The 20,583-nt window shown below is 66.0% G+C and carries 18 protein-coding genes; 13 read left to right on the plus strand and 5 right to left on the minus strand.

Annotated features, from left to right (window positions below; translation table 11 throughout):
* Positions 1-23: 23 nt before the first annotated feature.
* Both XARJCFBP2528_RS09450 and XARJCFBP2528_RS24150 read left to right on the plus strand, forming a co-directional pair.
* Positions 24-2,117, plus strand: coding sequence for a prolyl oligopeptidase family serine peptidase (locus XARJCFBP2528_RS09450; protein ID WP_047124605.1), 2,094 nt, complete (start codon positions 24-26; stop codon positions 2,115-2,117).
* A gap of 4 nt (positions 2,118-2,121) precedes the next feature.
* Positions 2,122-2,694, plus strand: a complete 573-nt coding sequence (locus tag XARJCFBP2528_RS24150; RefSeq protein WP_230673718.1) for a hypothetical protein — start codon at positions 2,122-2,124, stop codon at positions 2,692-2,694.
* A gap of 195 nt (positions 2,695-2,889) precedes the next feature.
* Here XARJCFBP2528_RS24150 and XARJCFBP2528_RS09460 read toward each other — a convergent pair whose 3' ends face one another.
* Positions 2,890-4,074: a pyridoxal phosphate-dependent aminotransferase gene (locus XARJCFBP2528_RS09460; protein WP_026064609.1), complete on the minus strand. Its 1,185-nt coding sequence runs from the start codon at positions 4,072-4,074 to the stop codon at positions 2,890-2,892.
* Between the two features lie 109 nt (positions 4,075-4,183).
* Here XARJCFBP2528_RS09460 and XARJCFBP2528_RS09465 point away from each other — a divergent pair, with 109 nt between their 5' ends.
* The 8 genes from XARJCFBP2528_RS09465 to hslU all read left to right on the plus strand — a co-directional run bounded on the left by XARJCFBP2528_RS09465 (position 4,184) and on the right by hslU (position 12,133).
* Complete coding sequence (locus XARJCFBP2528_RS09465; RefSeq protein WP_016903634.1) at positions 4,184-6,325, plus strand: S9 family peptidase; 2,142 nt, start codon at positions 4,184-4,186, stop codon at positions 6,323-6,325.
* Between the two features lie 162 nt (positions 6,326-6,487).
* The gene (locus tag XARJCFBP2528_RS09470; protein WP_026064608.1) at positions 6,488-6,886 is read left to right on the plus strand and encodes a YbaN family protein; all 399 of its coding nucleotides are present in this window, start codon (positions 6,488-6,490) and stop codon (positions 6,884-6,886) included.
* 47 nt (positions 6,887-6,933) lie between these two features.
* Positions 6,934-7,188 (plus strand): LPS translocon maturation chaperone LptM, encoded by a 255-nt coding sequence (lptM, locus tag XARJCFBP2528_RS09475; RefSeq protein WP_016903632.1) that lies wholly within the window; start codon positions 6,934-6,936, stop codon positions 7,186-7,188.
* Positions 7,178-8,029 (plus strand): diaminopimelate epimerase, encoded by an 852-nt coding sequence (gene dapF, locus XARJCFBP2528_RS09480; protein ID WP_016903631.1) that lies wholly within the window; start codon positions 7,178-7,180, stop codon positions 8,027-8,029. The genes lptM and dapF overlap by 11 nt, the downstream gene beginning before the upstream one ends.
* Complete coding sequence (locus XARJCFBP2528_RS09485) at positions 8,029-8,700, plus strand: DUF484 family protein (RefSeq protein WP_016903630.1); 672 nt, start codon at positions 8,029-8,031, stop codon at positions 8,698-8,700. The genes dapF and XARJCFBP2528_RS09485 overlap by 1 nt, the downstream gene beginning before the upstream one ends.
* A gap of 78 nt (positions 8,701-8,778) precedes the next feature.
* Entirely contained in the window at positions 8,779-9,666 is an 888-nt protein-coding gene (gene xerC / locus XARJCFBP2528_RS09490; RefSeq protein ID WP_016903629.1) for a tyrosine recombinase XerC, read from the plus strand.
* A 438-nt stretch (positions 9,667-10,104) separates the two neighbouring features.
* A complete protein-coding gene (hslV, locus tag XARJCFBP2528_RS09495; protein WP_005997221.1) occupies positions 10,105-10,656 on the plus strand; it encodes an ATP-dependent protease subunit HslV in 552 nt (183 codons plus the stop codon).
* Between the two features lie 109 nt (positions 10,657-10,765).
* Complete coding sequence (hslU, locus tag XARJCFBP2528_RS09500) at positions 10,766-12,133, plus strand: ATP-dependent protease ATPase subunit HslU (protein ID WP_024940232.1); 1,368 nt, start codon at positions 10,766-10,768, stop codon at positions 12,131-12,133.
* Positions 12,134-12,712: 579 nt separating this feature from the next.
* Here hslU and XARJCFBP2528_RS09505 read toward each other — a convergent pair.
* From XARJCFBP2528_RS09505 to XARJCFBP2528_RS09520, 4 genes are read right to left on the minus strand one after another with little or no spacing between them, the layout of a single operon-like run.
* Positions 12,713-13,168, minus strand: coding sequence for a nucleoside deaminase (locus XARJCFBP2528_RS09505; RefSeq protein WP_016903626.1), 456 nt, complete (start codon positions 13,166-13,168; stop codon positions 12,713-12,715).
* On the minus strand, positions 13,165-13,665 hold the full coding sequence (locus tag XARJCFBP2528_RS09510) for a GNAT family N-acetyltransferase (protein WP_016903625.1): 501 nt from the start codon (positions 13,663-13,665) through the stop codon (positions 13,165-13,167). Before XARJCFBP2528_RS09510 ends, XARJCFBP2528_RS09505 begins: the two co-directional genes overlap by 4 nt.
* 26 nt (positions 13,666-13,691) lie before the next feature.
* On the minus strand, positions 13,692-14,780 hold the full coding sequence (locus XARJCFBP2528_RS09515) for an HlyD family secretion protein (protein ID WP_026064607.1): 1,089 nt from the start codon (positions 14,778-14,780) through the stop codon (positions 13,692-13,694).
* A complete protein-coding gene (locus tag XARJCFBP2528_RS09520; RefSeq protein ID WP_016903623.1) occupies positions 14,777-16,426 on the minus strand; it encodes an efflux MFS transporter permease in 1,650 nt (549 codons plus the stop codon). Before XARJCFBP2528_RS09520 ends, XARJCFBP2528_RS09515 begins: the two co-directional genes overlap by 4 nt.
* Before the next feature lie 87 nt (positions 16,427-16,513).
* Here XARJCFBP2528_RS09520 and ubiE point away from each other — a divergent pair, with 87 nt between their 5' ends.
* The 3 genes from ubiE to XARJCFBP2528_RS09535 all read left to right on the plus strand — a co-directional run bounded on the left by ubiE (position 16,514) and on the right by XARJCFBP2528_RS09535 (position 20,574).
* Positions 16,514-17,275 carry a bifunctional demethylmenaquinone methyltransferase/2-methoxy-6-polyprenyl-1,4-benzoquinol methylase UbiE gene (gene ubiE / locus XARJCFBP2528_RS09525; RefSeq protein ID WP_016903622.1) on the plus strand — a complete coding sequence of 254 codons (762 nt, stop codon included), beginning with the start codon at positions 16,514-16,516 and terminating at the stop codon, positions 17,273-17,275.
* A 216-nt stretch (positions 17,276-17,491) separates the two neighbouring features.
* Positions 17,492-18,382, plus strand: a complete 891-nt coding sequence (locus XARJCFBP2528_RS09530; RefSeq protein WP_047124606.1) for a GGDEF domain-containing protein — start codon at positions 17,492-17,494, stop codon at positions 18,380-18,382.
* 236 nt (positions 18,383-18,618) lie between these two features.
* Positions 18,619-20,574, plus strand: coding sequence for a M1 family metallopeptidase (locus XARJCFBP2528_RS09535; protein WP_211257627.1), 1,956 nt, complete (start codon positions 18,619-18,621; stop codon positions 20,572-20,574).
* Positions 20,575-20,583: the final 9 nt, after the last annotated feature.

The raw sequence follows: 20,583 nt of genomic DNA on the forward strand, positions 1-20,583 counted from the left end.
CGTTCGTTCTCCCGGAAACATTCATGTCCAAACTCGCCTCGATCTGCCTGGTTGCCGGTCTGATCACCGCTGGCGCCGTCTCTGCAGAGGAAACCGCCGTGTCCAACGATCCCTACGCCTGGCTGGAAGATGTTTCCGGCGCCCAGTCGCTGGACTGGGTCAAGGCCCAGAACGCCAAGACCGAGGCGCGCCTGGCCGCCACGCCGGCCTTCAAGCAGATGGAGACCAGCATCCGCGAAGTGCTGGATTCGGACGCGAAGATTCCCGGCGTGCAGAAGATCGGCGAGTACTACTACAACTTCTGGAAGGACAAGCAGCACGAGCGCGGCCTGTGGCGGCGCACCACGCTGGACGAATACCGCAAGCCGGCGCCCAAGTGGGAAACGGTGCTGGACCTGGATGCGCTCAACAAGGCCGAAGGCGAGAACTGGGTCTGGCACGGCGCCGACTGCCTGCGCCCGGATTACCAGCGCTGCCTGATCGCGCTGTCGCGCGGCGGCGCCGATGCCGACGTCACCCGCGAGTTCGATCTGGCCGGCAAGCAGTGGGTCAAGGACGGCTTCTTCCGCCCCGAATCCAAGGGCGGGCTGGGCTGGATCGACCAGGACACCGTCTACGTGTTCACCGATTTCGGTGCCGGCACGATGACCAGCTCCGGCTATCCGCGCATCGCCAAGCAGTGGAAGCGCGGCACTCCGCTCAGCGCCGCCACGGTGGTGTACGAGGGCAAGCCGACCGACATGTACATCGCCGCGATGCACGACGACACGCCCGGATTCGAGCGCGATTTCGTCAGCCGCACGCTGGCCTTCTACAACGAGGAGCTGTATCTCAAGGGCGCCGACGGCAAGCTGGTCAAGGTGGATGCACCCAACTCGGCCAGCAAGTCGGTCAAGCGGCAATGGCTGACCCTGGAGCTGCGCGAACCCTGGACCGTGGCCGGCAAGACCTACAAGGCCGGCTCGCTGCTGGCGACGCGCTTTGACGACTTCATGGCCGGCAAGCGCAGCTTCGATGTGCTGTTCGAGCCCACCGACAGCACCTCGCTGGCAGGTATCGCCTGGACGCGTTCGCACCTGGTGTTGAACGTGCTGGAAGACGTCAAGAACCGCCTGAGCGTGATCACGCCTGGGCAGGATGGCTGGAAGAAGAGCGCCTTCGTCGGTGCGCCGGCGTTCGGCACCGTCGACGTCAGCGCGGTGGACAGCGACGACAGCGACGCGCTGTGGTTGACCGTTACCGACTACCTGACCCCGACCACCTTGTCGTGGGTGGAGGTGGGCACCGCGCCGCAGCCGCTCAAGGCCATGCCCGCGTTCTTCGATGCCGGCAAGGACAGCATCGAGCAGCACTTTGCCACCAGCAAGGACGGTACCCGCGTGCCGTATTTCCTGGTGCGCCCCAAGGCGTTGAAGCTCGATGGCAGCGCGCCGACCCTGCTGTACGGCTACGGCGGGTTCGAGATTTCGATGACGCCCAATTATTCCGGCGGACTGGGCCGCGCCTGGTTGGAGAAGGGCGGCGTCTACGTGGTGGCCAACATCCGCGGCGGTGGCGAATACGGCCCGCGCTGGCACCAGGCCGCGCTCAAGCAGAACCGCCACAAGGCCTATGAAGACATGGCTGCGGTGGCCAAGGACCTGGTGGCGCGCAAGATCACCTCGACCAGGCATCTGGGCGTGCAGGGCGGCAGCAATGGCGGGCTGATGACCGGCAACATGCTCACCCAGTATCCGGAACTGTTCGGTGCGGTGGTGGTGCAGGTGCCATTGCTGGACATGAAGCGCTACAGCCATCTGCTGGCCGGTGCCTCGTGGATGGCCGAGTACGGCGACCCGGACACCGACGACTGGAAGTTCATCCAGACCTTCTCGCCGTATCACCTGTTCGACCCGAAGAAGACCTATCCGCCGGTGATCTTCCTGACCTCCACGCGCGACGACCGCGTGCATCCGGGCCACGCGCGCAAGATGGCCGCCAAGATGATCGAGGCCGGCAAGGACGTGACCTACTACGAGAACATCGAAGGCGGCCACGGCGGCGCGGCCAACAACGCACAGGCCGCGCATATGGCGGCGCTGGCCTACAGCTTCTTGTGGGAGCGGCTGGCGGATTGAGTTGATGCGCCGATACGGGCGCGCCGGCAATGGTCGGCGCGCCCGTATTGTTTTGGATGTTTTGCGATTGATTGACCTAGTCGGAGAGTGGTCGATGCTGGCGCTGATGGTTGCCTTGGCATTGAGCGGCTGTGCTGCTCAGGATGCGCACTATGTGCTGCGTGACCACCCCGACATGCGTGCCGAATTCCATCAGGTCGCCAGCGGCCCACAGTGGCCATCACATTTGGCGTTGCGCGTGCACTCCACAAGCTCCGGCCGGGATGCATGGTTTCTGCCATGGAATGGTGGCAGTGACGGCAGTCAGCACATGGCCTCGACGACCGACGTCACTGCGCCGGGCTGGCATCCGCCAGACGCCGACGGCGGGCCGCGCCCGTTGGGCGATGTCAGCTATATCGGTACAGATGCGGACTATCGCGTCTTGAGCGAGGTGCCGCGTCTGGGCGCACCGGCGCCAGCGCACTTTCTGTTGCCCGACCTGCGCGAAGCGGTGTGGTACCGGGCCGGGCCCGAGCAGCGATTGGACATTGCACGGCAATTCTTCGATCTGAATGGCTGCGCCGCGCAGAGGTGAGTGCTGACGCGCGTTGCGGTTGATCAGGAGCGCCGCGACACCTGGCCGTTTCCTTTTCTCGTCGGGAGAAGGTGCCCGAAGGGCGGATGAGGGTACGTGCGCACGTAGAAGAGATGCATTCCAGATGCAGTGAACCTATGGCCACAGCGAGGCGCTGATCGAAGAGATGCGCCGTGCGCACTGGCGCTGGTTCGATCAAAGACGTTGCAAGCCACGTGCAATCCGCTCCACCGCCTGCTCGAGGCGTGGCAGGCTTTGCGTATAGGCGATGCGGACGTGCTGGTTGGCGCGGTGATGGCCGAAGTCGATGCCGGGGGTGAAGGCGACATGTTCGGTTTCCAGGAAGTGCGCGCAGAAGGCCTGGGCGTCGTTGGAAAATGCGCTGATGTCCGCGTACAGGTAGAACGCACCCTGCGGTTCGACGGCGATGTTGAAGCCAAGCTGGCGCAGCGCGGGCAGCAGATAATCGCGGCGCTGCTGGAACTCGGCGCGGCGGGCTTCGAAGATGGCGATGCTTTCTGGCGTAAAACAGGCCAGTGCGGCGTGCTGGGCGATCGTGGATGCGCTGATGTAAAGATTCTGCGCGAGTTTCTCCAGCTCCGGCACCGCCTCGGGCGGGGCGACCAGCCAGCCCAGGCGCCAGCCGGTCATGCCGAAGTACTTGGAAAAACTGTTCAACACAAAGGCGCTGTCGTCCACTTCCAGCACGCTGTGCGCGTCCATGCCGTAGGTCAGGCCGTGGTAGATCTCGTCCACCACCAGGTGGCCGCCGCGTGCATGCAGCGCCTGCGACAAGCCGGCCAGTTGCGCGCGCGACAGCACGCTGCCGGTGGGATTTGCCGGCGAGGCGACCAGTGCGCCGACGCTGTCGGCGTTCCAGCAGGCGTCGACCAGACCTGGCGTCAGCTGGTAATCGGTGTCTGCGCCGACCGGCACCAGTTGCGCGGCGCCTTCGACCAGGCGCAGGAAATGCCGGTTGCACGGATAGCCGGGGTCGGCGAGCAGCCAGTGTTTGTCCGGGTCGACCAACAGGCTGCTGGCCAGCAGCAATGCGCCGGAGCCGCCCGGGGTCACCAGGATGCGTTCCGGATCGATAGCGCAGCCGTACCGCTGCGCGTAAAACCCGGCGATGGCGGCGCGCAGCGCGGGCAGGCCGCGGGCGGCCGTGTAGCGGGTGTGTCCGGCCGCCAGTGCGGCCTGCCCGGCCGCGACGATCGGTGCGGCGGTGGTGAAATCCGGTTCGCCGATCTCCAGGTGGATCACATCGTGGCCGGCCTGCTCCAGCGCATTGGCGCGCGCCAATAGCGCCATCACATGAAACGGGGCGATGTCCTGGCTGCGGCGGCTGTAGCGGGGAACGTGCGAATGTAGGGAGTCCATGCCGAAGAGGATAGAGCAGCATGACCTCGGGCACATGACGCTCCCGGCCAGCCTCTTCCACACTCGGGCGCTGGGATGGCATTGCGTTCATCCAACGAACCCCAATCTGATGAAGCCTGTCCTCACCTTTCTGATCGCCAGCCTGATGACCACATCTGTTCCTTCCGCCATCGCAGCTCTCCCGTCGCCGCCGGACGTGGCCAAGCGTCCGCATGTGGTCAAGGCCCCGTTCGGCGCCACCCGCAACGACGACTACTACTGGCTGCGCGACGACAAGCGCGAGGACAAGGCGATGCTGGCCTATCTCAACGCCGAGAACGCCTACACCGACACGGTGATGGCGCCGCTCAAGCCGCTGGAAGACGCGCTGTATACCGAGATCGTCGGGCGCATCAAGCAGGACGACGCCAGCGTGCCGTATCGCGAGCGCGGCTACTGGTATTACACGCGCTTCGAGGCTGGCAAGGACTACCCGATCCAGGCGCGCCGCAAGGGCAGCATGGAGGCGCCGGAACAGATCCTGCTCGACGTCAACCAGATGGCGCAGGGCAAGGGCTACTTCAGCGTCGGCGATGCGGAAGTCAGCCAGGACAATCGCATCCTGGCCTGGGCCGACGATGCGGTGGGCCGTCGCCAGTACACGATCCGTTTCAAGAATCTGGACACCGGCGAGATCTACCCCGATACGGTGGAAGGCGTGTCGGCCAACGTGGTCTGGGCCGACGACAACAAGACCCTGTTCTATGTCGAAAACGATCCGGAAACGCTGCTCACCGTGCGGGTGAAGAAACACGTGCTGGGCACGCCCTCCAAGGACGACGTGCTGGTGTACGAGGAGAAGGACGACAGCTTCTACATGGGCATCGGCCGTACCCGCGACGACAAGTACATCGTCATCGGCGTGGAAAGCACGGTGTCGTCGGAGACGCGTTATGCGCCGGCCGACAATCCCGAGCGGTTCACCCTGCTGGCCAAGCGCGAACGCGATGTCGAATATCACCCCGAGCATTTCGATGGCCGTTGGGTGATCCGCACCAATGCCGATGGCGCCAAGAATTTCAAGCTGGTGACCGCACCCACCGATGCGACCACGCGCAAGCAGTGGACCGACTGGGTGGCGCACGATGACAAGGTCTATATCGAAAACTTCGAGCTGTTCGACGGGTTTACCGCGATCGAAGAGCGCTCCGGCGGGCTGGAACGCGTGCGTCTTCAATTCAACAGTCCGCATATGGATGTGGGGGCTCATCCGGGGGAACCGCAATACGTCAAGGCCGACGAGCCTGCGTATTCGATGGGCCTGGCGGTCAATTCCGAGCCGGACACCGAGTGGTTGCGCTACAGCTACACCTCGTTGACCACGCCGGCCACCACCTATGAGCTCAACACGCGGACCGGCGAGCGCAAGCTGCTCAAGCAGCAGCCGGTGATCGGTTACGACGCCGGCAAGTACGTGACCGAGCGCGTCTGGGTGAGCGCGCGTGACGGCGTCAAGGTGCCGGTGTCGCTGGTGTACAAGCGCGGCTTCAAGAAGGACGGCACTGCAGCGTTGTTCCAGTACGCCTACGGCAGCTACGGCATGTCGATGGACCCGGCGTTCAATCTGCCGGCGATCAGCTTGCTGGACCGTGGCGTGGTGTATGCCATCGCACACATCCGCGGCGGCCAGGAGATGGGCCGCCAGTGGTACGACGACGGCAAGCTGCTGCACAAGAAGAACACCTTCACCGACTTCATCGACGTCACCCGCGGGCTGGTGGAACAGGGCTATGCCGCCAAGGATCGCGTTGCCGCCTCCGGCGGCAGCGCCGGTGGGTTGCTGATGGGTGCGGTGGCCAATATGGCGCCGCAGGACTATCGCGTGATGGTCGCGCAGGTGCCGTTCGTCGACGTGGTCACCACCATGCTCGATGCCAGCATCCCGCTCACCACCAACGAATACGACGAGTGGGGCAACCCGGAAAAGAAGGCCTATTACGACTACATGCTGTCCTATTCCCCGTACGACAATGTGACCAGGCAGGCCTATCCGGCCCTGTTCGTCGGCACCGGCCTGTGGGATTCGCAGGTGCAGTACTGGGAGCCGGCCAAGTGGGTGGCCAAGCTGCGCGACGACAACACCGGCACCCGGCCGATCGTGTTCCGCACCAACATGGAAGCCGGCCACGGCGGCAAGTCCGGCCGCTTCCGCCGTTACCGCGAACTCGCCGAGTCGTATGCGTTTGTGCTGGATCAGCTCGGGGTCAAGTAGTTGAGGGGCGGGGATTGGGGAGTCGGGATTGGGGATTGGTAAGCAAAACCCGCCCAATCCTGCGTGCAGACGTCCCCTTATCCGCCGTTCGGGGCCCCTTCTCCCGGTGCGAGAAGGGGATGCCCGGACCATCTCGGCGCCCGCTGGCCGTATCATTTACCCATGACGCGACCGACTCGATTCCGCTGGGCCTGGTGGTTGCTGGCCTACGCCAGCCTGGCGACCGGCATCGTCGGTATCTTCGTACCCGGCCTGCCGACGACCGTGTTCATCCTGATTTCCGCCTGGGCCGCCTCGCACGGCTCCGAGCGCCTGCACAACTGGCTGCTCTCGCACCCGCGCTTCGGCCCGGCGATCGTCGAGTGGCAGACCTATCGCGCGGTCAGCCGCAAGGCCAAGTGGATGGCCACGCTCACCATGACCGTCTGCGCCGGCATCATGCTGTGGTGCGTGCCGGTGTTCTGGGTCAAATGCCTGTCGATCGGCAGCATGGCGGTGGTGGCGATCTGGCTATGGCTGCGCCCCGAGCCGCCACCGCGCGCGCTGCCCAGCGCGCACTGAGCGCACTGAGCGCACGGCAGTCAGGGTGTTCTGGCTATACTTCGGCCATGAGCATCATGTCCCGACCGTCTGTTCGTCTCGCACTGGTTGGTGCGACCTTTGTCCTGCTTGCCGCCTGCGGCAACAAGGGCCCGCTGGTAATGCCGCAGAAGCCGGTGCCGGTGGAAGCCCAGCCCGTGCTGCAGCCGCCGGACGCGCCACAACCACTGGATGAGTCCTCGCCTGCGCCTGCGCCGGTGAATACCGATACGCAGCCCGCGCCCACCACCGACCAGCCCGCTAGCAGCGGCAATGAGCGCTGACGGCCGCAACGGGCGTCTGCGTTTCACCAAAATGCATGGCGCCGGCAACGATTTCGTCGTGCTGGACCTGCGCGACGGTACGCCGCCGCCGGATGCCGCGCTGGCCGCACGCCTGGCCGACCGTCATTTCGGGGTGGGCTGCGACCAGATCCTGACCATCGAGAACTCGCGCAGCAGCGAGGCGGTGGCCGCCTACGGCATCTGGAATTCCGACGGCTCGGCCGCGCGCCAATGCGGCAATGGCGCGCGCTGTGTGGCGGCCTGGCTGGTGCGCGACGGCACCGCGCAGGACGATGAGTTCGTCATCGATAGCCCGTTCACCTCCCACCGCGTGCAGCGTCTGGACGCCGGCACCTACGCGGTGGCGATGGGCGTGCCGCAGTTCGAGCCCACGCAGATCCCGCTGGCCGGCTTTGCGCGTGCGCGCGAGGAATATGCGCTGCCGGTGCATGGCGAAACCGTGCGCTTTGGCGCGGTGTCGATGGGCAACCCGCATGCCGTGGTGGAAGTTGGGCGGGTGGACGCGGCGCCGGTAGAGCGCGTCGGCGGCCTGTTGCAGCAGAACGCCGCGTTTCCCGATTCGGTCAACGTCGGCTTTGTGCAGGTCGTCGACCCGACGCATGTGCGCCTGCGCGTGTTCGAGCGCGGCGTCGGCGAAACCCTGGCCTGCGGCAGCGGTGCATGCGCGGCGGCGGTGGTGCTGATGCAGCGCGGCCGTGTCGAGCGCGACGTGCAGGTGTCCTTGCCCGGCGGCGAGCTGCGCATCCGTTGGGCCGGCGAACAACAGGAAGTCGTCATGTCAGGCCCGGCCGTGTTCGTCTTCGATGGAGAGTGGAACTGATGAGCGAGAACACGGACACATTCAGCGCGCACGAAGTGGCAACCTGGTTGCGGCGCCACCCGACCTTCCTCAAGCAGTTCCCGGATCTGGCGGTGAGTCTGCTGGTGCCGCGCGACGACGGCCCCACCGCCTCGCTGGCCACCTATCAGCTGGAAGTGCTGCGCGACAAGAACCGCGAGCTGTCGCGGCGCCTGCACGAGCTTGGCCACAATGCGCAGGACAACGAGCGCCTGGCGGTACGCACGCATCAACTGACCCTGGCGCTGATGCGCCAGACCAGCGCAGCCGACACGCTCAAGGCGATGGCCGCCTCGCTGGCGGAAGATTTCAATGGCGAACTGGTGCGGCTGGTGTTGCTCAAGCCGGTCGCCGGCCTGGAGGCCGACTGGCTGCAGATCATCGCCGCCGACGATGCACGGCTTGCCCCGTTCCGCGATTGCCTGAGCGACGGCGAGCCAATCTGCGGCCGCCTGCAGGCGGAAAAACACGCGCTGCTGTACGCCGACCAGGCTGCCAACGTGCAATCCACTGCGCTGCTGCCCTTGCCCGGCATCGGCCTGATTGCGGTCGGCAGCAGCGACGCCAACCGTTTCTATCCCGGCATGGGTACCTTGTTTCTGCGCATGATGGGCGAGTCCCTGGGCGTGGCCTTGCAGCGCTTCGACACATGATGCGCCGTGCAGGGTGCGCCGATGCGTGCAGCCTGCGCTGGATGGCCGCACCGACGGTGCGGCAGCGGGGAGTCTGAGGTGGCGTCGGTCGACGATTTCCTGGGATATCTGCAGGTCGAGCGGCAGGTGTCTGCGCATACGCTGGATGCCTACCAGCGCGATCTTGCTGCGTTGGTGGGCTGGGCCGGCGAACAGGCCATCGACGATGTGGCGCAGCTCGATAGCGCACAGTTGCGGCAGTTCGTTGCGGCCGAGCACCGGCGCGGGTTGTCGCCCAAGAGCCTGCAGCGTCGTCTGTCGGCATGCCGCAGTTACTACGCCTGGTTGCTCAAGCATGGCCGCATTGCCGCAAGTCCGGCGGCGGCGCTGCGTGCACCCAAGGCGCCACGTAAATTGCCGCAGGTGCTCGATGCCGATGAAGCGGTGCGTCTGGTCGAGGTGCCGACCGACGCGCCGCTGGGCCTGCGCGATCGCGCCTTGCTGGAGCTGTTCTATTCATCCGGGCTGCGCCTGAGCGAGCTCTGCGCGCTGCGCTGGCGCGACCTGGATCTGGACAGCGGCTTGGTGATGGTGCTCGGCAAGGGCGGCAAGCAGCGCCTGGTGCCGGTGGGCTCGCATGCGATCGGCGCGTTGCGCGACTGGCTGCGCGACAGCGGCGGGCTTGCCGATACGCATGTATTCCCCGGCCGCGCCGGCGGTGCGATTTCGCAGCGCGCAGTGCAGATCCGCATCAAGCAACTGGCAGTGCGCCAGGGCATGTTCAAGGACGTGCATCCGCATATGCTGCGGCACAGCTTTGCCAGCCACATCCTCGAATCTTCCGGCGACCTGCGCGGCGTGCAGGAATTGCTCGGCCATTCGGACATCGCCACCACGCAGATCTATACACATCTGGATTTCCAGCACCTGGCCAAGGTCTACGACGCCGCGCATCCGCGCGCCAGGCGCAAGAAAGCTGCTGAGTGAGCGGTGCGGCGTGTGTTGCGCTTGGCGGTTAACCACTGCTCTGAAGTACCGCCGCTTGCGAATCGCCGCTCTAGCCCCTCTCCCCTCGGGAGAGGGGCTCAAGTGCAGGCATCGGCGCTTGTACGCGCATCCATGCGCGGGCCTGCGTGGTTATTCGGGCCGAAGCGTTTGTTGCAGTGATGCGCATATGACGGCCGCGTACTGCAGCGACAGGTTTGCGCAGCAGCGTCTCCGCGCCGGCGACGATCACCCGGTTCATCCCGAAGCGCACACCACGCTGCCGATCGTTCTCGTGTGCGGCTGCTCAATCGCTGCGTGCCGGGAGCGCATGCTGTCTGCCGTCTGAGCGCGCTGCATCAGCCGCCCGCGCCACATGCGCGCAGCATGCTTGAACCCGGCAGGGGCGTCCCCACCTCATTGGAAACCCCCGGAGGACCCATGGACCCCAGCCAGAACCCCAACATCGTTCACGCCACCACCATCATCTCGGTTCGGCGTGGTGGGCATGTCGCCGTTGCCGGCGATGGCCAGGTCACCCTCGGCCACACCGTCATGAAGGGCAATGCGCGCAAGGTGCGCCGGCTCGGCCGCGAGGGGCAGGTGCTGGCCGGTTTCGCCGGCGCCGCCGCCGATGCGTTCACCCTGTTCGAGCTGTTCGAAGCCAAGCTCGACAAGCATGGGCAACTGACCCGTGCCGCCGTGGAGCTGGCCAAGGATTGGCGCACCGAGCGCCGCCTGGGCAAGCTTGAGGCGCTGCTTGCGGTCGCCGATAAGGAAACCTCGTTGATCATCAGCGGGACCGGCGATGTGATCGAACCGGAAGACGGCATCATCGCCATCGGTTCGGGCGGCTCGTACGCCCTGTCGGCCGCCCGCGCGCTGCTGGCGCACACCGAACTCGATGCCAAGACCATCGCCACCGAGGCGATCAACATCGCCGGCGATATCTGCATTTATACCAATCGCAATGTGGTGGTCGAAGAGCTGTGAATCGGGAGTGGGGAATCGGGAATCGCAACAGCGGTTTCGGTTCCACCCCGACGACATAGGCTCTTGATTTCGCGCTTGCGATTCCCCTTTCCCCATTCTCGATTCCCCAATGCCAAATTCCGATACTTCAACCATGACTCCGCGCGAAATCGTGCAGGAGCTCGACCGTCATATCGTTGGCCAGCACGATGCCAAGCGTGCGGTTGCCATCGCGCTGCGTAATCGCTGGCGCCGCATGCAGCTGCCCGAAGAGCTGCGCAACGAGGTGATGCCCAAGAACATCCTGATGATCGGCCCGACCGGCGTCGGCAAGACCGAGATCGCGCGGCGCCTGGCCACCTTGGCCAATGCGCCGTTCGTCAAGGTCGAAGCCACGCGCTTTACCGAGGTCGGCTATGTCGGCAAGGATGTGGAACAGATCATTCGCGACCTGGCCGACACCTCGGTCAAGCTGTATCGCGAACAGGCCAAGGTGCGCGTGCGCAACCAGGCCGAAGAACGCGCCGAAGATCGTCTCCTGGATGCGCTGCTGCCACGCCGCGCGGCCGGGATCGGGTTCGATCCGGAAGCGGCGCGCAACGAGCCCTCGGCGCAGGACAACGACACCCGCATCAAGTTCCGCCGCATGCTGCGCAGCGGCGAGCTGGACGAGCGCGAGATCGAGCTGGAAGTGGCTGTCAACGCCAGCATGGACATCATGACCCCGCCGGGCATGGAAGAAATGGGCCAGCAGCTGCGGCAGATGTTTTCCAACCTGGGCAGCGGCAAGTCGCAGAAGCGCAAGCTCACCATCAAGGCCGCGCGCCCGCTGCTGATCGAAGAAGAAGCCGGCAAGCTGGTCAACGAAGACGACGTACGTGCGGCGGCGATCGAAGCGTGCGAGCAGCACGGCATCGTGTTCATCGATGAAATCGACAAGGTCGCCAAGCGTGGCGAAGCCGGCTCCAACGGCGGCGATGTCAGTCGCGAGGGCGTGCAGCGCGATCTGCTGCCGCTGGTGGAAGGCTCCAACGTGTCGACCAAGTACGGCACGGTCAAGACCGACCATATCCTGTTTATCGCCTCCGGCGCGTTCCATCTGGCCAAGCCCAGCGATCTGATTCCCGAATTGCAGGGCCGTTTCCCGATCCGCGTCGAATTGACCGCGCTGACCAAGGCCGATTTCGTGCGCATCCTCACCGAACCCAAGGCTGCGTTGATCAAGCAGTACGAAGCCCTGCTGCAGACCGAGGGCGTGCGCCTGACCTTCGGCGCCGATGCGGTGGAGCGCCTGGCCGAGATCGCCGCGCAGGTCAACGAGCGGCAGGAAAACATCGGCGCGCGCCGCCTGCACACGGTGCTGGAGCGCCTGCTCGATGTGTTGAGTTATGAGGCGCCGGATCGCGACGGCCAGAGCGTCACGGTCGATGCGGCCTATGTCGATGCGCAGCTCGGCGAGCTGGTGCAGGACCCGGACCTGAGCCGCTACATCCTCTGATCGCAGCGCACCTGCATGCCGGTGCCAACGGTCATCAGGTCGGTGTGGACGCAACCGGAGCCGGCGTGTACGCGTTGGACATGCCGATTCCGATTTTGACCGCGCTCGCCTGGCGGTGAGGACGGCAGTGTTGTTGGCCGCATCCGCCCGGATGCAGTCAAACGCTGAGTCGGTCGACGGCGCGGTGCCCTCACCGCTCGCGGGACACGCCGTGAACCCGTCCGTGGAGGCTCGGTGGCGGCATCCATGCCGCCAAGGGTCCCGTAATCGATGAGGGCACCGCACCTAACGTTGATCGGCGCTCGCATAAAAGCTGCCTGTCGCCCGACGTGCGTCGGGACGTTGCGCCCACTCATCAGTATTAAACAAGCTGATTTCGAACAACGTGCGTAGTGCGTTGCTTGTATATGCACACCGACCATCTCCGATGGTCTTTGCCCGCCCACCGTCGCGGGACCTTACGCGGCATGGATGCCGCGTAAGAGCCTACAGGGACGTACTTGCGGCGTGTCCTGCGATGGTGGGCGGGCAAGGGCCTCGCAGCCAAGCCGCAGATCAACCGCTCTGCACCCAAACCGCTCAGTCCTCGCCGATATCCTCGTTCCACACGTCCGGATTGGCCGAGATATAGCCGCCCAGCAGGTCGATGCATTCCTGGCTCTGCAGGTCGATGACAGTGACGCCGTGCTCGCGCAGCCAGGACACGCCGCCCTGGAAGGTGACCGACTCGCCGACCACCACGGTGCCGATATTGAACTGGCGCACCAGCCCGCTGCAGTACCAGCACGGCGCCAGCGTGGTGACCATGATGGTGTCCTTGTAGCGGCGCTGCCGGCCGGCCTTGCGGAAGGCATCGGTTTCGCCATGCACGGAGGGATCGTTTTCCTGCACGCGGCGGTTGTGGCCGCAACCGAGCAGACGTCCGTCGTTGTGGTACAGCGCCGCGCCGATCGGGATGCCGCCTTCGGCCAGGCCCTGGCGGGCTTCGGCAATGGCGGTGTCGAGCAGTGCGCGGTAGTCGGGGGTGGTGATCATGCAGGCTCCTGGGTGGCGGCGTCGGCGCGACGCAGCATGTCGATGTGGGGAATGCCGTCTTCCAGATACGGTGCGGACGAGGGCGTGAAACCGTGTGCGGCGTAGAACGCCTGCAGGTGCGCCTGCGCGCCGAGTTGCACGGCGCTGGCGGGCCACTGCCGGTGCACCAGCCGCAAGCCTTCCTGCAGTAATGCGTGTGCGAAGCCGTGGCCGCGCTGCGTGGCGGCAATCACTACTCGGCCGATGCTCGGCTCGGGGTAACTCACGCCGGGCGGTAGCACGCGCAGATAGGCGGCCAATGCACCGTCGTCGGTGCTGCCGAGCAGATGCCGCACACCCGGCAGGCTGTCCTTGCCATCCAGCTCCGGATACGCGCACTGCTGCTCCACCACGAACACATCCGAGCGCAGCCGCAGCAGCGCGTACAACTGCGTGGTGCTCAGTTGGTCGAAGCGCAGGCACTGCCAGTGCAGCGAGGATGGGGACAGGGACGACATCACCGCATGATAGCGGCTGCGTCGCGTCAGTCGACCGCGCTGTCGGTGTCGATCGCCACCACCACCGACATGCCCGGGCGCAGCCGCGGTGCCAGCGCCTGGTCCGGATCGACGCTGATGCGCAGCGGAATGCGCTGGGCGATCTTGACGAAGTTGCCGGTGGCGTTGTCGGCCGGCAGCACGCTGAATTCCGAGCCCGCGGCCGGGGAGATTTCCTGCACACGGCCGTGCAGACGCGCATTGTCCAACGCATCCACGGTGAAGCTGGCGCGTTGCCCGATGCGGATCTTGGCCATCTGGGTTTCCTTGAAATTGGCCACGATCCACAACGTGTCCGGCACCAGCGACATCAGCTGCGTGCCATTGGTGACGTAGGCGCCCTGGCGCACGCCGAGCTGGCCGAGCTGGCCATCGCGCGGGGCCAGGATGCGCGTGTTGTCCAGATTGATCTGCGCCAGTTGCACGGCCGCTTGCGCATTGGCCACCGCCGCTTCCAGCGCGGCGCGATTGACGGTGACGCTGCGTGCGTTCTCCTCGGCGGCCTGCACGGCGGCACGCGCCTGTGCCACGCCGGCATCGGCCTGCGCACGTGCGGCGAAGGCGGTGTCGCGATCCTGTTCGGACACCAGTTTCTGCTCGGCCAACTGCTGCGCGCGCGCATACGCCGAGCGCGTGCGGTCGCGCTGGGCCTGATTGCTGCTCAGTGCGGCGCGTTGTTCGGCGATGGTGGCATCGGCGCTATGCCGCTGCTGGTCCCAGTTGGACAGGTTGGCCTGCGCGGTCTGCAGCTGCGCCCTGGCCTGTTCGAGCTGCTGGGCATAGATGCGGTCGTCGATCCTGGCCAGCAACTGGCCGTGTCTGACGTGGGCGAAGTCCTGCACCGGCACCTCGGTGACATAGCCGCTGACCTGCGGCGCGATCACCGTGATCTGGCCATGCACCATCGCGTTCTCGGTGCGCTCGACGGCGCTGACGAACGGCGGCAACCGCCATGCATACAGCACCAGTGCCACGCCGAGCAGGGCCAGCCCGCCGAAGCCGATCACGCCACCGATGCGGCGGCGCCTGCGACGTTGCAGATCGGCAGGAGAGGTTGAAGCTGCAGGTGTATTCATGGGCGCGCGGTGGAAGCAGGAGAGGGGGACGCAGCGGGTGGGCGCAGATAACGCCGCCACACCAGCACGGACAGGATCCACAGCCCGGTGGCGATGGCGATGCAGCCGATCAACAGGAACACGTCGTTATAGGCGAGCACATTGGCTTCGCGCGTGGCCACGCTGCCCAGGGCGCGCACGCCCTGGGCCTGGCGCAGGGCCGGGTCGCCGATGCTGCGGCCGTACAGCGCGGCATAGGCCTGCACGCGCGCGGCCACTTGCGGGTCGGTCAATGCCAGATGTTCGACCAACTGGCTGGAATGGTATTTCTCGCGCACGACCTGCACGGTGCCGAGCAGCGCGCTGCCGAGCAGGCCGCCCATGTTCTGTGCCATGCCGAACAGCACGATGAAGCTGATCAGATTGCCCGGCTGCGCGATGACCCGGCCCAGCCCGGCCACCATCGCCGGGCCGATGAAGAAGGTGCTGCCAAAGGCGAGCAGGAACTGGCTGACGTACATCTGCTCCGGACGGGTGAGGCTGGTGGCGTCGGCATCCATGAAACAACCGATGCAGATCGCCGCCACCGCAATGATCAGATGCTCGGCCACCCGCGCCGGATTGATCAGCCACGCGCTGGCGGCCACGCCGACCACTGCGCCCAGCAACATCAGCGCGAACAGGGTCTGCAGCTGCGTGTTGGCCAGCCCCAGGGTCTGGAAGAAGCCGATCGCGCCGGTGCTCTGCTCGGACAGCACCAGCCGGATCAGCAGGATCGCCAGGCCCAGCCGCAGCATGTCGCCGCTGGCCAGCCAGCGCGTATTGATCATCGGGTTGCGGCGGTTGTGCTCGATCCACGCCGCCGTGCACAGCAGCACGATGGAGGCCGCCAGCGCCACGCCCAGCCACGGCGTGCTGGTCCACCACAGCAGCCGCCCCAGCGACAGCACCGCCGCCAGCCCGGCCGACCCGGCCGCGAACAGGCTGAAGGTGAGGAAATCCAGCGGCTCGAACACGCGATAGCGGTCGCTGGGCGGCAGCTTGAGCGCCAGCACGCAGGCCAGCGCGAACACCGCCAGGCCCAGTTCGAACAGGTACAGGCCTTGCCACTGCGCAAATTCCAGCAGATCGGTGGAGAACACCCGCGCCAATGGCAGCGCCAGCTGGGTCACCCCCAGCCCGGTCACCACCGCCTTGAGCCGGTACCTGGCCGGAAACGCCTGGATCACGTAATACAGCCCCAGCGAGCTGAGCGCGGCGCCCACCAATCCGTGCGCGGCACGCACGGTGATCGCCGAGCTCAGGCTGTGCACGAACAGATGCGCGAAGGCGATGACCGCATACAGCGCCAGGAAGATCTCGGTGAAGCGCCGCAGCCCGAACTGCTGGCGGAACTTCACCAGCAGCAGGTTGGCCGACATGTTGGTCATCACGTAGGCGGCCGGCAGCCAGGCCGTTTCGGTGGCGTAGGCGCCCAGCGTGCCCTGCAGATAGGTCAGGTTGGCGGTGACCAGCGCATTGCTCAGCCCGCCGGTCAGCGCCACCACCACGCCCACCAGCCCGTACTGGATGCGGCGCCGGGTGGAGTGCAAGGGGGTGGAGGCCGACCCGGGCAGGGTGGGCTTCTCGTGGGGCTGCCAGTCGCGCTGGACGTACTTGTCGTGCACGCAGGGCTCGCAGGGCCGGTCGCAGGGGAGGCAGCGATTGTGGTCCGGTTGCGGTCATGGCGGCGTCAGCAGTGCGATAATCCGCCCATGAGCGAATCCCCCTATACCTCCGGTACCACCCATTTCGGCTTCCGCGACGTCGCTGCCAAGGACAAGCAGAAGCTGGTCGGCGAAGTGTTCACCTCGGTCGCGCGCAACTACGACCTGATGAACGATCTGATGAGTCTGGGCGTGCACCGCGCATGGAAACGCTACTTCGTGGCGACCGCGCAGGTGAAGCCGGGCGACCGCGTGCTGGACCTGGCCGGCGGTACCGGCGACATCGCCGTGCTGCTCAAGGAGCGCGTCGGCAACGAGGGCGCGGTGGTGCTGGGCGACATCAACGCCGGCATGCTGTCGGTGGGCCGCGACCGGCTGACCAACCGCGGCCTGGTGGCCGGCTTCGATTACGTGCAATGCAATGCCGAGGCGCTGCCGTTCCCGGATCAGAGCTTCGATCTGGTGACCATTTCCTTCGGCCTGCGCAATGTCACCGACAAGGACGCCGCGCTGCGCGAGATGTATCGCGTGTTGAAGGTGGGCGGGCAGGCGCGCGTGCTGGAGTTTTCCGAGGTCACCGCCGACTGGTTCAAGCCGATCTACGACTTCCACTCGTTCAAGATCCTGCCCAGGCTGGGCCAGCTGTTCGCGCGCGACGCCGACAGCTACCAGTACCTGGCAGAAAGCATCCGCAAGCACCCGCCGCAGGAATCGCTCAAGGGCATGATGGGCGAGGCCGGATTTGCGCGTTGCCATTACAAGAACCTGACCGGCGGCATCGTGGCGATCCACTCCGGCTACAAGATCTGAACCGGATCCGACGCAGCGTGATCTGAGCGTCCGGTCCGGCGCGCAGCATGCGCCGGACATCGCGCGTCGGCATCGCACGAGCAGGTCATGCTCGTGTTCGCTTGCCGCACGATTGCACTGTGCGCAGGTGCGTTTGCCGACAAACCTTTGAGACTCCCGTCGCGTTGGCTCCACCAACGGTCGGCGACACTAGGCGCTCTTTTGCCGGAGACGTGGATGCGCTTGTACGCAGGGTTGTCGCGCGTGTTTCCCCGCTCCTTCAGCGCCAAGCTGCTGGCGGTGACCTTTGTCGGCATCCACCTGCCGTTGTTGTTATTGATCGCCTGGCTGGCCGCGCAGAGCGAGTTGAGCGGGCGCCCGCTGTGGTCGGTGGTGATCGTGGCGCTGCTGGCCACGCTGGCTGGCACCGCGGCGACCCTGTCGGCCCTGTATCGCCTGCTCGCACCGCTGCGCATCGCCGCCGACGCACTGGATGCGTATTACGCCGATCAACGTCTGCCCAGCCTGCCCGAACATGGCGACGACGAACTGGGGCGGTTGCTGCGTGGCATCAATCGCAGCCTGCGCGGCATCGATGCCGGCATGCGCGATCTGAAGAAGCACGCCTTGTTCGACCCGCTGACCGAGGCCTTGAACCGGCGCGGCTGCGAACAGGCGATGCGCGATTCTGTCACCGCCGCGCAGCGCGAAGGCTGGCCGTTCATGCTGTTCGTGCTGGACATGGACAACCTCAAGCCGATCAACGACCGCTTCGGCCATCTGGCCGGCGATCGCGTGCTGGTGCGGCTGGTGGAATCGGCCTACGGCTGGCTGGGCGCGCAGGACTGGATCGGGCGCTGGGGCGGCGACGAATTTCTGATCGGCGTGCACGCCAGCGAGGACGACGCCACGCTCAAGCTCAATCAATGGCTGTCGATGCTCGAACGCGAGGATGCCGACGAGGCGCCGCTGCATGTGAGCGCCGGCAGCGCGGTGTGCGAGCGTGGCCTGGATGCCACCGAGCTGTATCGCCGCGCCGATGCGGCGATGTATCGCGCCAAGTTCTCCGGCGGCCGGCGTCTGGTGCGCGACGGGCATGACAGCCCGCGCAGCCATCCGGTGGTCTAGGCGATCCGGCAATCGCCTGGCGGCCGGGCCGCAGGCGGGTGCACGCCGCGCATGGGCGGCATGCGTCACGCCATCACTGCGGTTGCTGCCCCAAGTTCGTGCCGATGCGCCAGCGACATCCACGGTGTCGCCAGCCGGCGCGGGTTGAGCGTCCGGCACGTGCTCGCCATCGGCCGCACGGGCAGGCAACCGCCCGGGGCGTTAAAATGCCCAATTCCCTCGCTGCGGTGCCGTCGATGCGCTTCCCGTTCCTGTCGCTGTCCCTGGCCGTGTCCATCGCGCTGGCCGGCTGTTCCAACGAGTCCACGCCGCCGGCCGCCAACACCGCCGCGCCGGCCACCACTGCCAAGGCCCCCGTGAAAGCAGACGCCCGCAACCACGACGAAAGCTCCTACGCCCAGCCGCAGCTGGTGGTGATCAAGGATCTGGCGCTGGACCTGAAGCTGGATTTCGACGCCAAGCAGATCGGCGGCACCGCCACCTACACGCTGGAATGGAAGGACAAGGCCGCCAAGCAGCTGGTGCTGGACACGCGCGAGCTGAGCATTGCGCAGGTGCAGGCCGACGACGGCAAGGGCACGCTGGCGCCGCTGCAGTTCGCGCTGGCGCCGGCCGACAAGACCTTCGGCAGCAAGCTCACCATCGAGGCGCCGAATCAGCCGGCCAAGGTCGTGATCACCTATCACACCGCACCGACCGCCTCCGGCCTGCAGTGGCTGGAGCCGTCGATGACCGAAGGCAAGCAGTTGCCTTTCATGTTCAGCCAGTCGCAGGCGATCCACGCGCGTAGCTGGGTGCCGTTGCAGGACACCCCGAGCGTGCGCTTCACCTACAGCGCGCATGTGACCTCGCGCCCGGACGTGATGGTGCTGATGAGCGCCGACAACGACCCCAAGGCCGCGCGCGACGGCGACTACAGCTTCAAGATGCCCGAGCCGATTCCGTCCTATCTGCTGGCGATCGCCGCTGGCGATGTGGTGTTCAAGCCGATTTCCGCGCGCTCGGGCGTGTGGGCCGAGCCGGCCATGGCCGACAAGGCCGCCAAGGAATTCGAAGACACCGAAAAGATGATCGGTGCCGCCGAAAAACTGTATGGCCCGTATCGCTGGGGCCGTTACGACATGCTGGTGCTGCCGCCGTCGTTCCCGTTCGGCGGCATGGAGAATCCGCGCCTGACCTTCGCCACGCCCACCGTGATCGTCGGCGACAAGTCGCTGGTCTCGCTGGTCGCGCACGAACTGGCGCATAGCTGGTCCGGCAACCTGGTGACCAATGCCAGCTGGAAGGACATCTGGCTCAATGAAGGCTTCACCACCTACGTGCAGGCCCGCATCACCGAGGCGCTGTATGGCGCGGAGATGGCCGAGATGGAGCGCGAGATCGACCAGGGCGACCTGCTGGCCGAAGTGAAGGGCATGGCGCCGGCCGACCAGGCGTTGGCACTGCCGCCGCTGGCCGAGCGCGACCCCGACGAAGCCCTGAGCCAGGTGGCCTACGTCAAGGGCGCGTGGTTCCTGCAGTTCCTGGAGCAGCGCTTCGGCCGCGAGGTGTTCGACCCGTTCCTGCGCGGCTGGTTCGACGATCATGCGTTCCAGAGCGCCACCACCGACCAGTTCGTCGATTACCTCAACAAGAACCTGCTGGACAAGCATCCCAACACGGTCAGTGCGGCCGAGGTGGATGCGTGGTTGAAGCAGCCGGGCATCCCGGCCTTCGCCGCCAAGGCACGCTCGCGCAGCTTCTCGATCGTGGACACCGCGCGCATCGCCTGGAGCGGCAGCGGCACGCTGCCGAGCAAGCAGGTCACCGGCGAGTGGGGCACGCAGGAATGGGTGCACTTCCTCAGCGGCATGGGCGCCACGCTCAAGCCCGAGCAGCTCAAGCAGCTGGATGAGGCCTATCATTTCACCGGCACCCCGAACGGCGAAATCGCCATGCGCTGGTATCCGCTGGCGATCCGCAGCGGTTACACCGATGCGCGCCCCGCTGCAGGCGAGTTCATCGAACGCGTCGGCCGCCGCAAGCTGGTGCTGCCGATCTATGCCGAGTTGTTGAAGACCCCGGACGGCATCGCCTTCGCCGAGCAGGCCTTCGAAAAGGCCAAGCCCAGCTACCACCCGATCACCACCGCATCGGTGGCCGAGACGATCGCCAAGGCCAAGGCGGCACCGCCGGCGCAGCCGCAGCCGTAATGGCAGGGG

The organism is Xanthomonas arboricola pv. juglandis (assembly GCF_001013475.1).
Taxonomy (GTDB): Bacteria; Pseudomonadota; Gammaproteobacteria; order Xanthomonadales; family Xanthomonadaceae; genus Xanthomonas; species Xanthomonas arboricola.

Bases quoted from the DNA above. Each gene is read 5' to 3' on its own strand.
- XARJCFBP2528_RS09450 (WP_047124605.1), top strand. From the start codon at position 24: ATGTCCAAACTCGCCTCGATCTGCCTGGTTGCCGGTCTGATCACCGCT.
- XARJCFBP2528_RS24150 (WP_230673718.1), top strand. From the start codon at position 2,122: ATGCGCCGATACGGGCGCGCCGGCAATGGTCGGCGCGCCCGTATTGTT.
- XARJCFBP2528_RS09460 (WP_026064609.1), bottom strand. From the start codon at position 4,074: ATGGACTCCCTACATTCGCACGTTCCCCGCTACAGCCGCCGCAGCCAG.
- XARJCFBP2528_RS09465 (WP_016903634.1), top strand. From the start codon at position 4,184: ATGAAGCCTGTCCTCACCTTTCTGATCGCCAGCCTGATGACCACATCT.
- XARJCFBP2528_RS09470 (WP_026064608.1), top strand. From the start codon at position 6,488: ATGACGCGACCGACTCGATTCCGCTGGGCCTGGTGGTTGCTGGCCTAC.
- lptM (WP_016903632.1), top strand. From the start codon at position 6,934: ATGAGCATCATGTCCCGACCGTCTGTTCGTCTCGCACTGGTTGGTGCG.
- dapF (WP_016903631.1), top strand. From the start codon at position 7,178: ATGAGCGCTGACGGCCGCAACGGGCGTCTGCGTTTCACCAAAATGCAT.
- XARJCFBP2528_RS09485 (WP_016903630.1), top strand. From the start codon at position 8,029: ATGAGCGAGAACACGGACACATTCAGCGCGCACGAAGTGGCAACCTGG.
- hslV (WP_005997221.1), top strand. From the start codon at position 10,105: ATGGACCCCAGCCAGAACCCCAACATCGTTCACGCCACCACCATCATC.
- hslU (WP_024940232.1), top strand. From the start codon at position 10,766: ATGCCAAATTCCGATACTTCAACCATGACTCCGCGCGAAATCGTGCAG.
- XARJCFBP2528_RS09505 (WP_016903626.1), bottom strand. From the start codon at position 13,168: ATGATCACCACCCCCGACTACCGCGCACTGCTCGACACCGCCATTGCC.
- XARJCFBP2528_RS09510 (WP_016903625.1), bottom strand. From the start codon at position 13,665: ATGTCGTCCCTGTCCCCATCCTCGCTGCACTGGCAGTGCCTGCGCTTC.
- XARJCFBP2528_RS09515 (WP_026064607.1), bottom strand. From the start codon at position 14,780: ATGAATACACCTGCAGCTTCAACCTCTCCTGCCGATCTGCAACGTCGC.
- ubiE (WP_016903622.1), top strand. From the start codon at position 16,514: ATGAGCGAATCCCCCTATACCTCCGGTACCACCCATTTCGGCTTCCGC.
- XARJCFBP2528_RS09530 (WP_047124606.1), top strand. From the start codon at position 17,492: ATGCGCTTGTACGCAGGGTTGTCGCGCGTGTTTCCCCGCTCCTTCAGC.
- XARJCFBP2528_RS09535 (WP_211257627.1), top strand. From the start codon at position 18,619: ATGCGCTTCCCGTTCCTGTCGCTGTCCCTGGCCGTGTCCATCGCGCTG.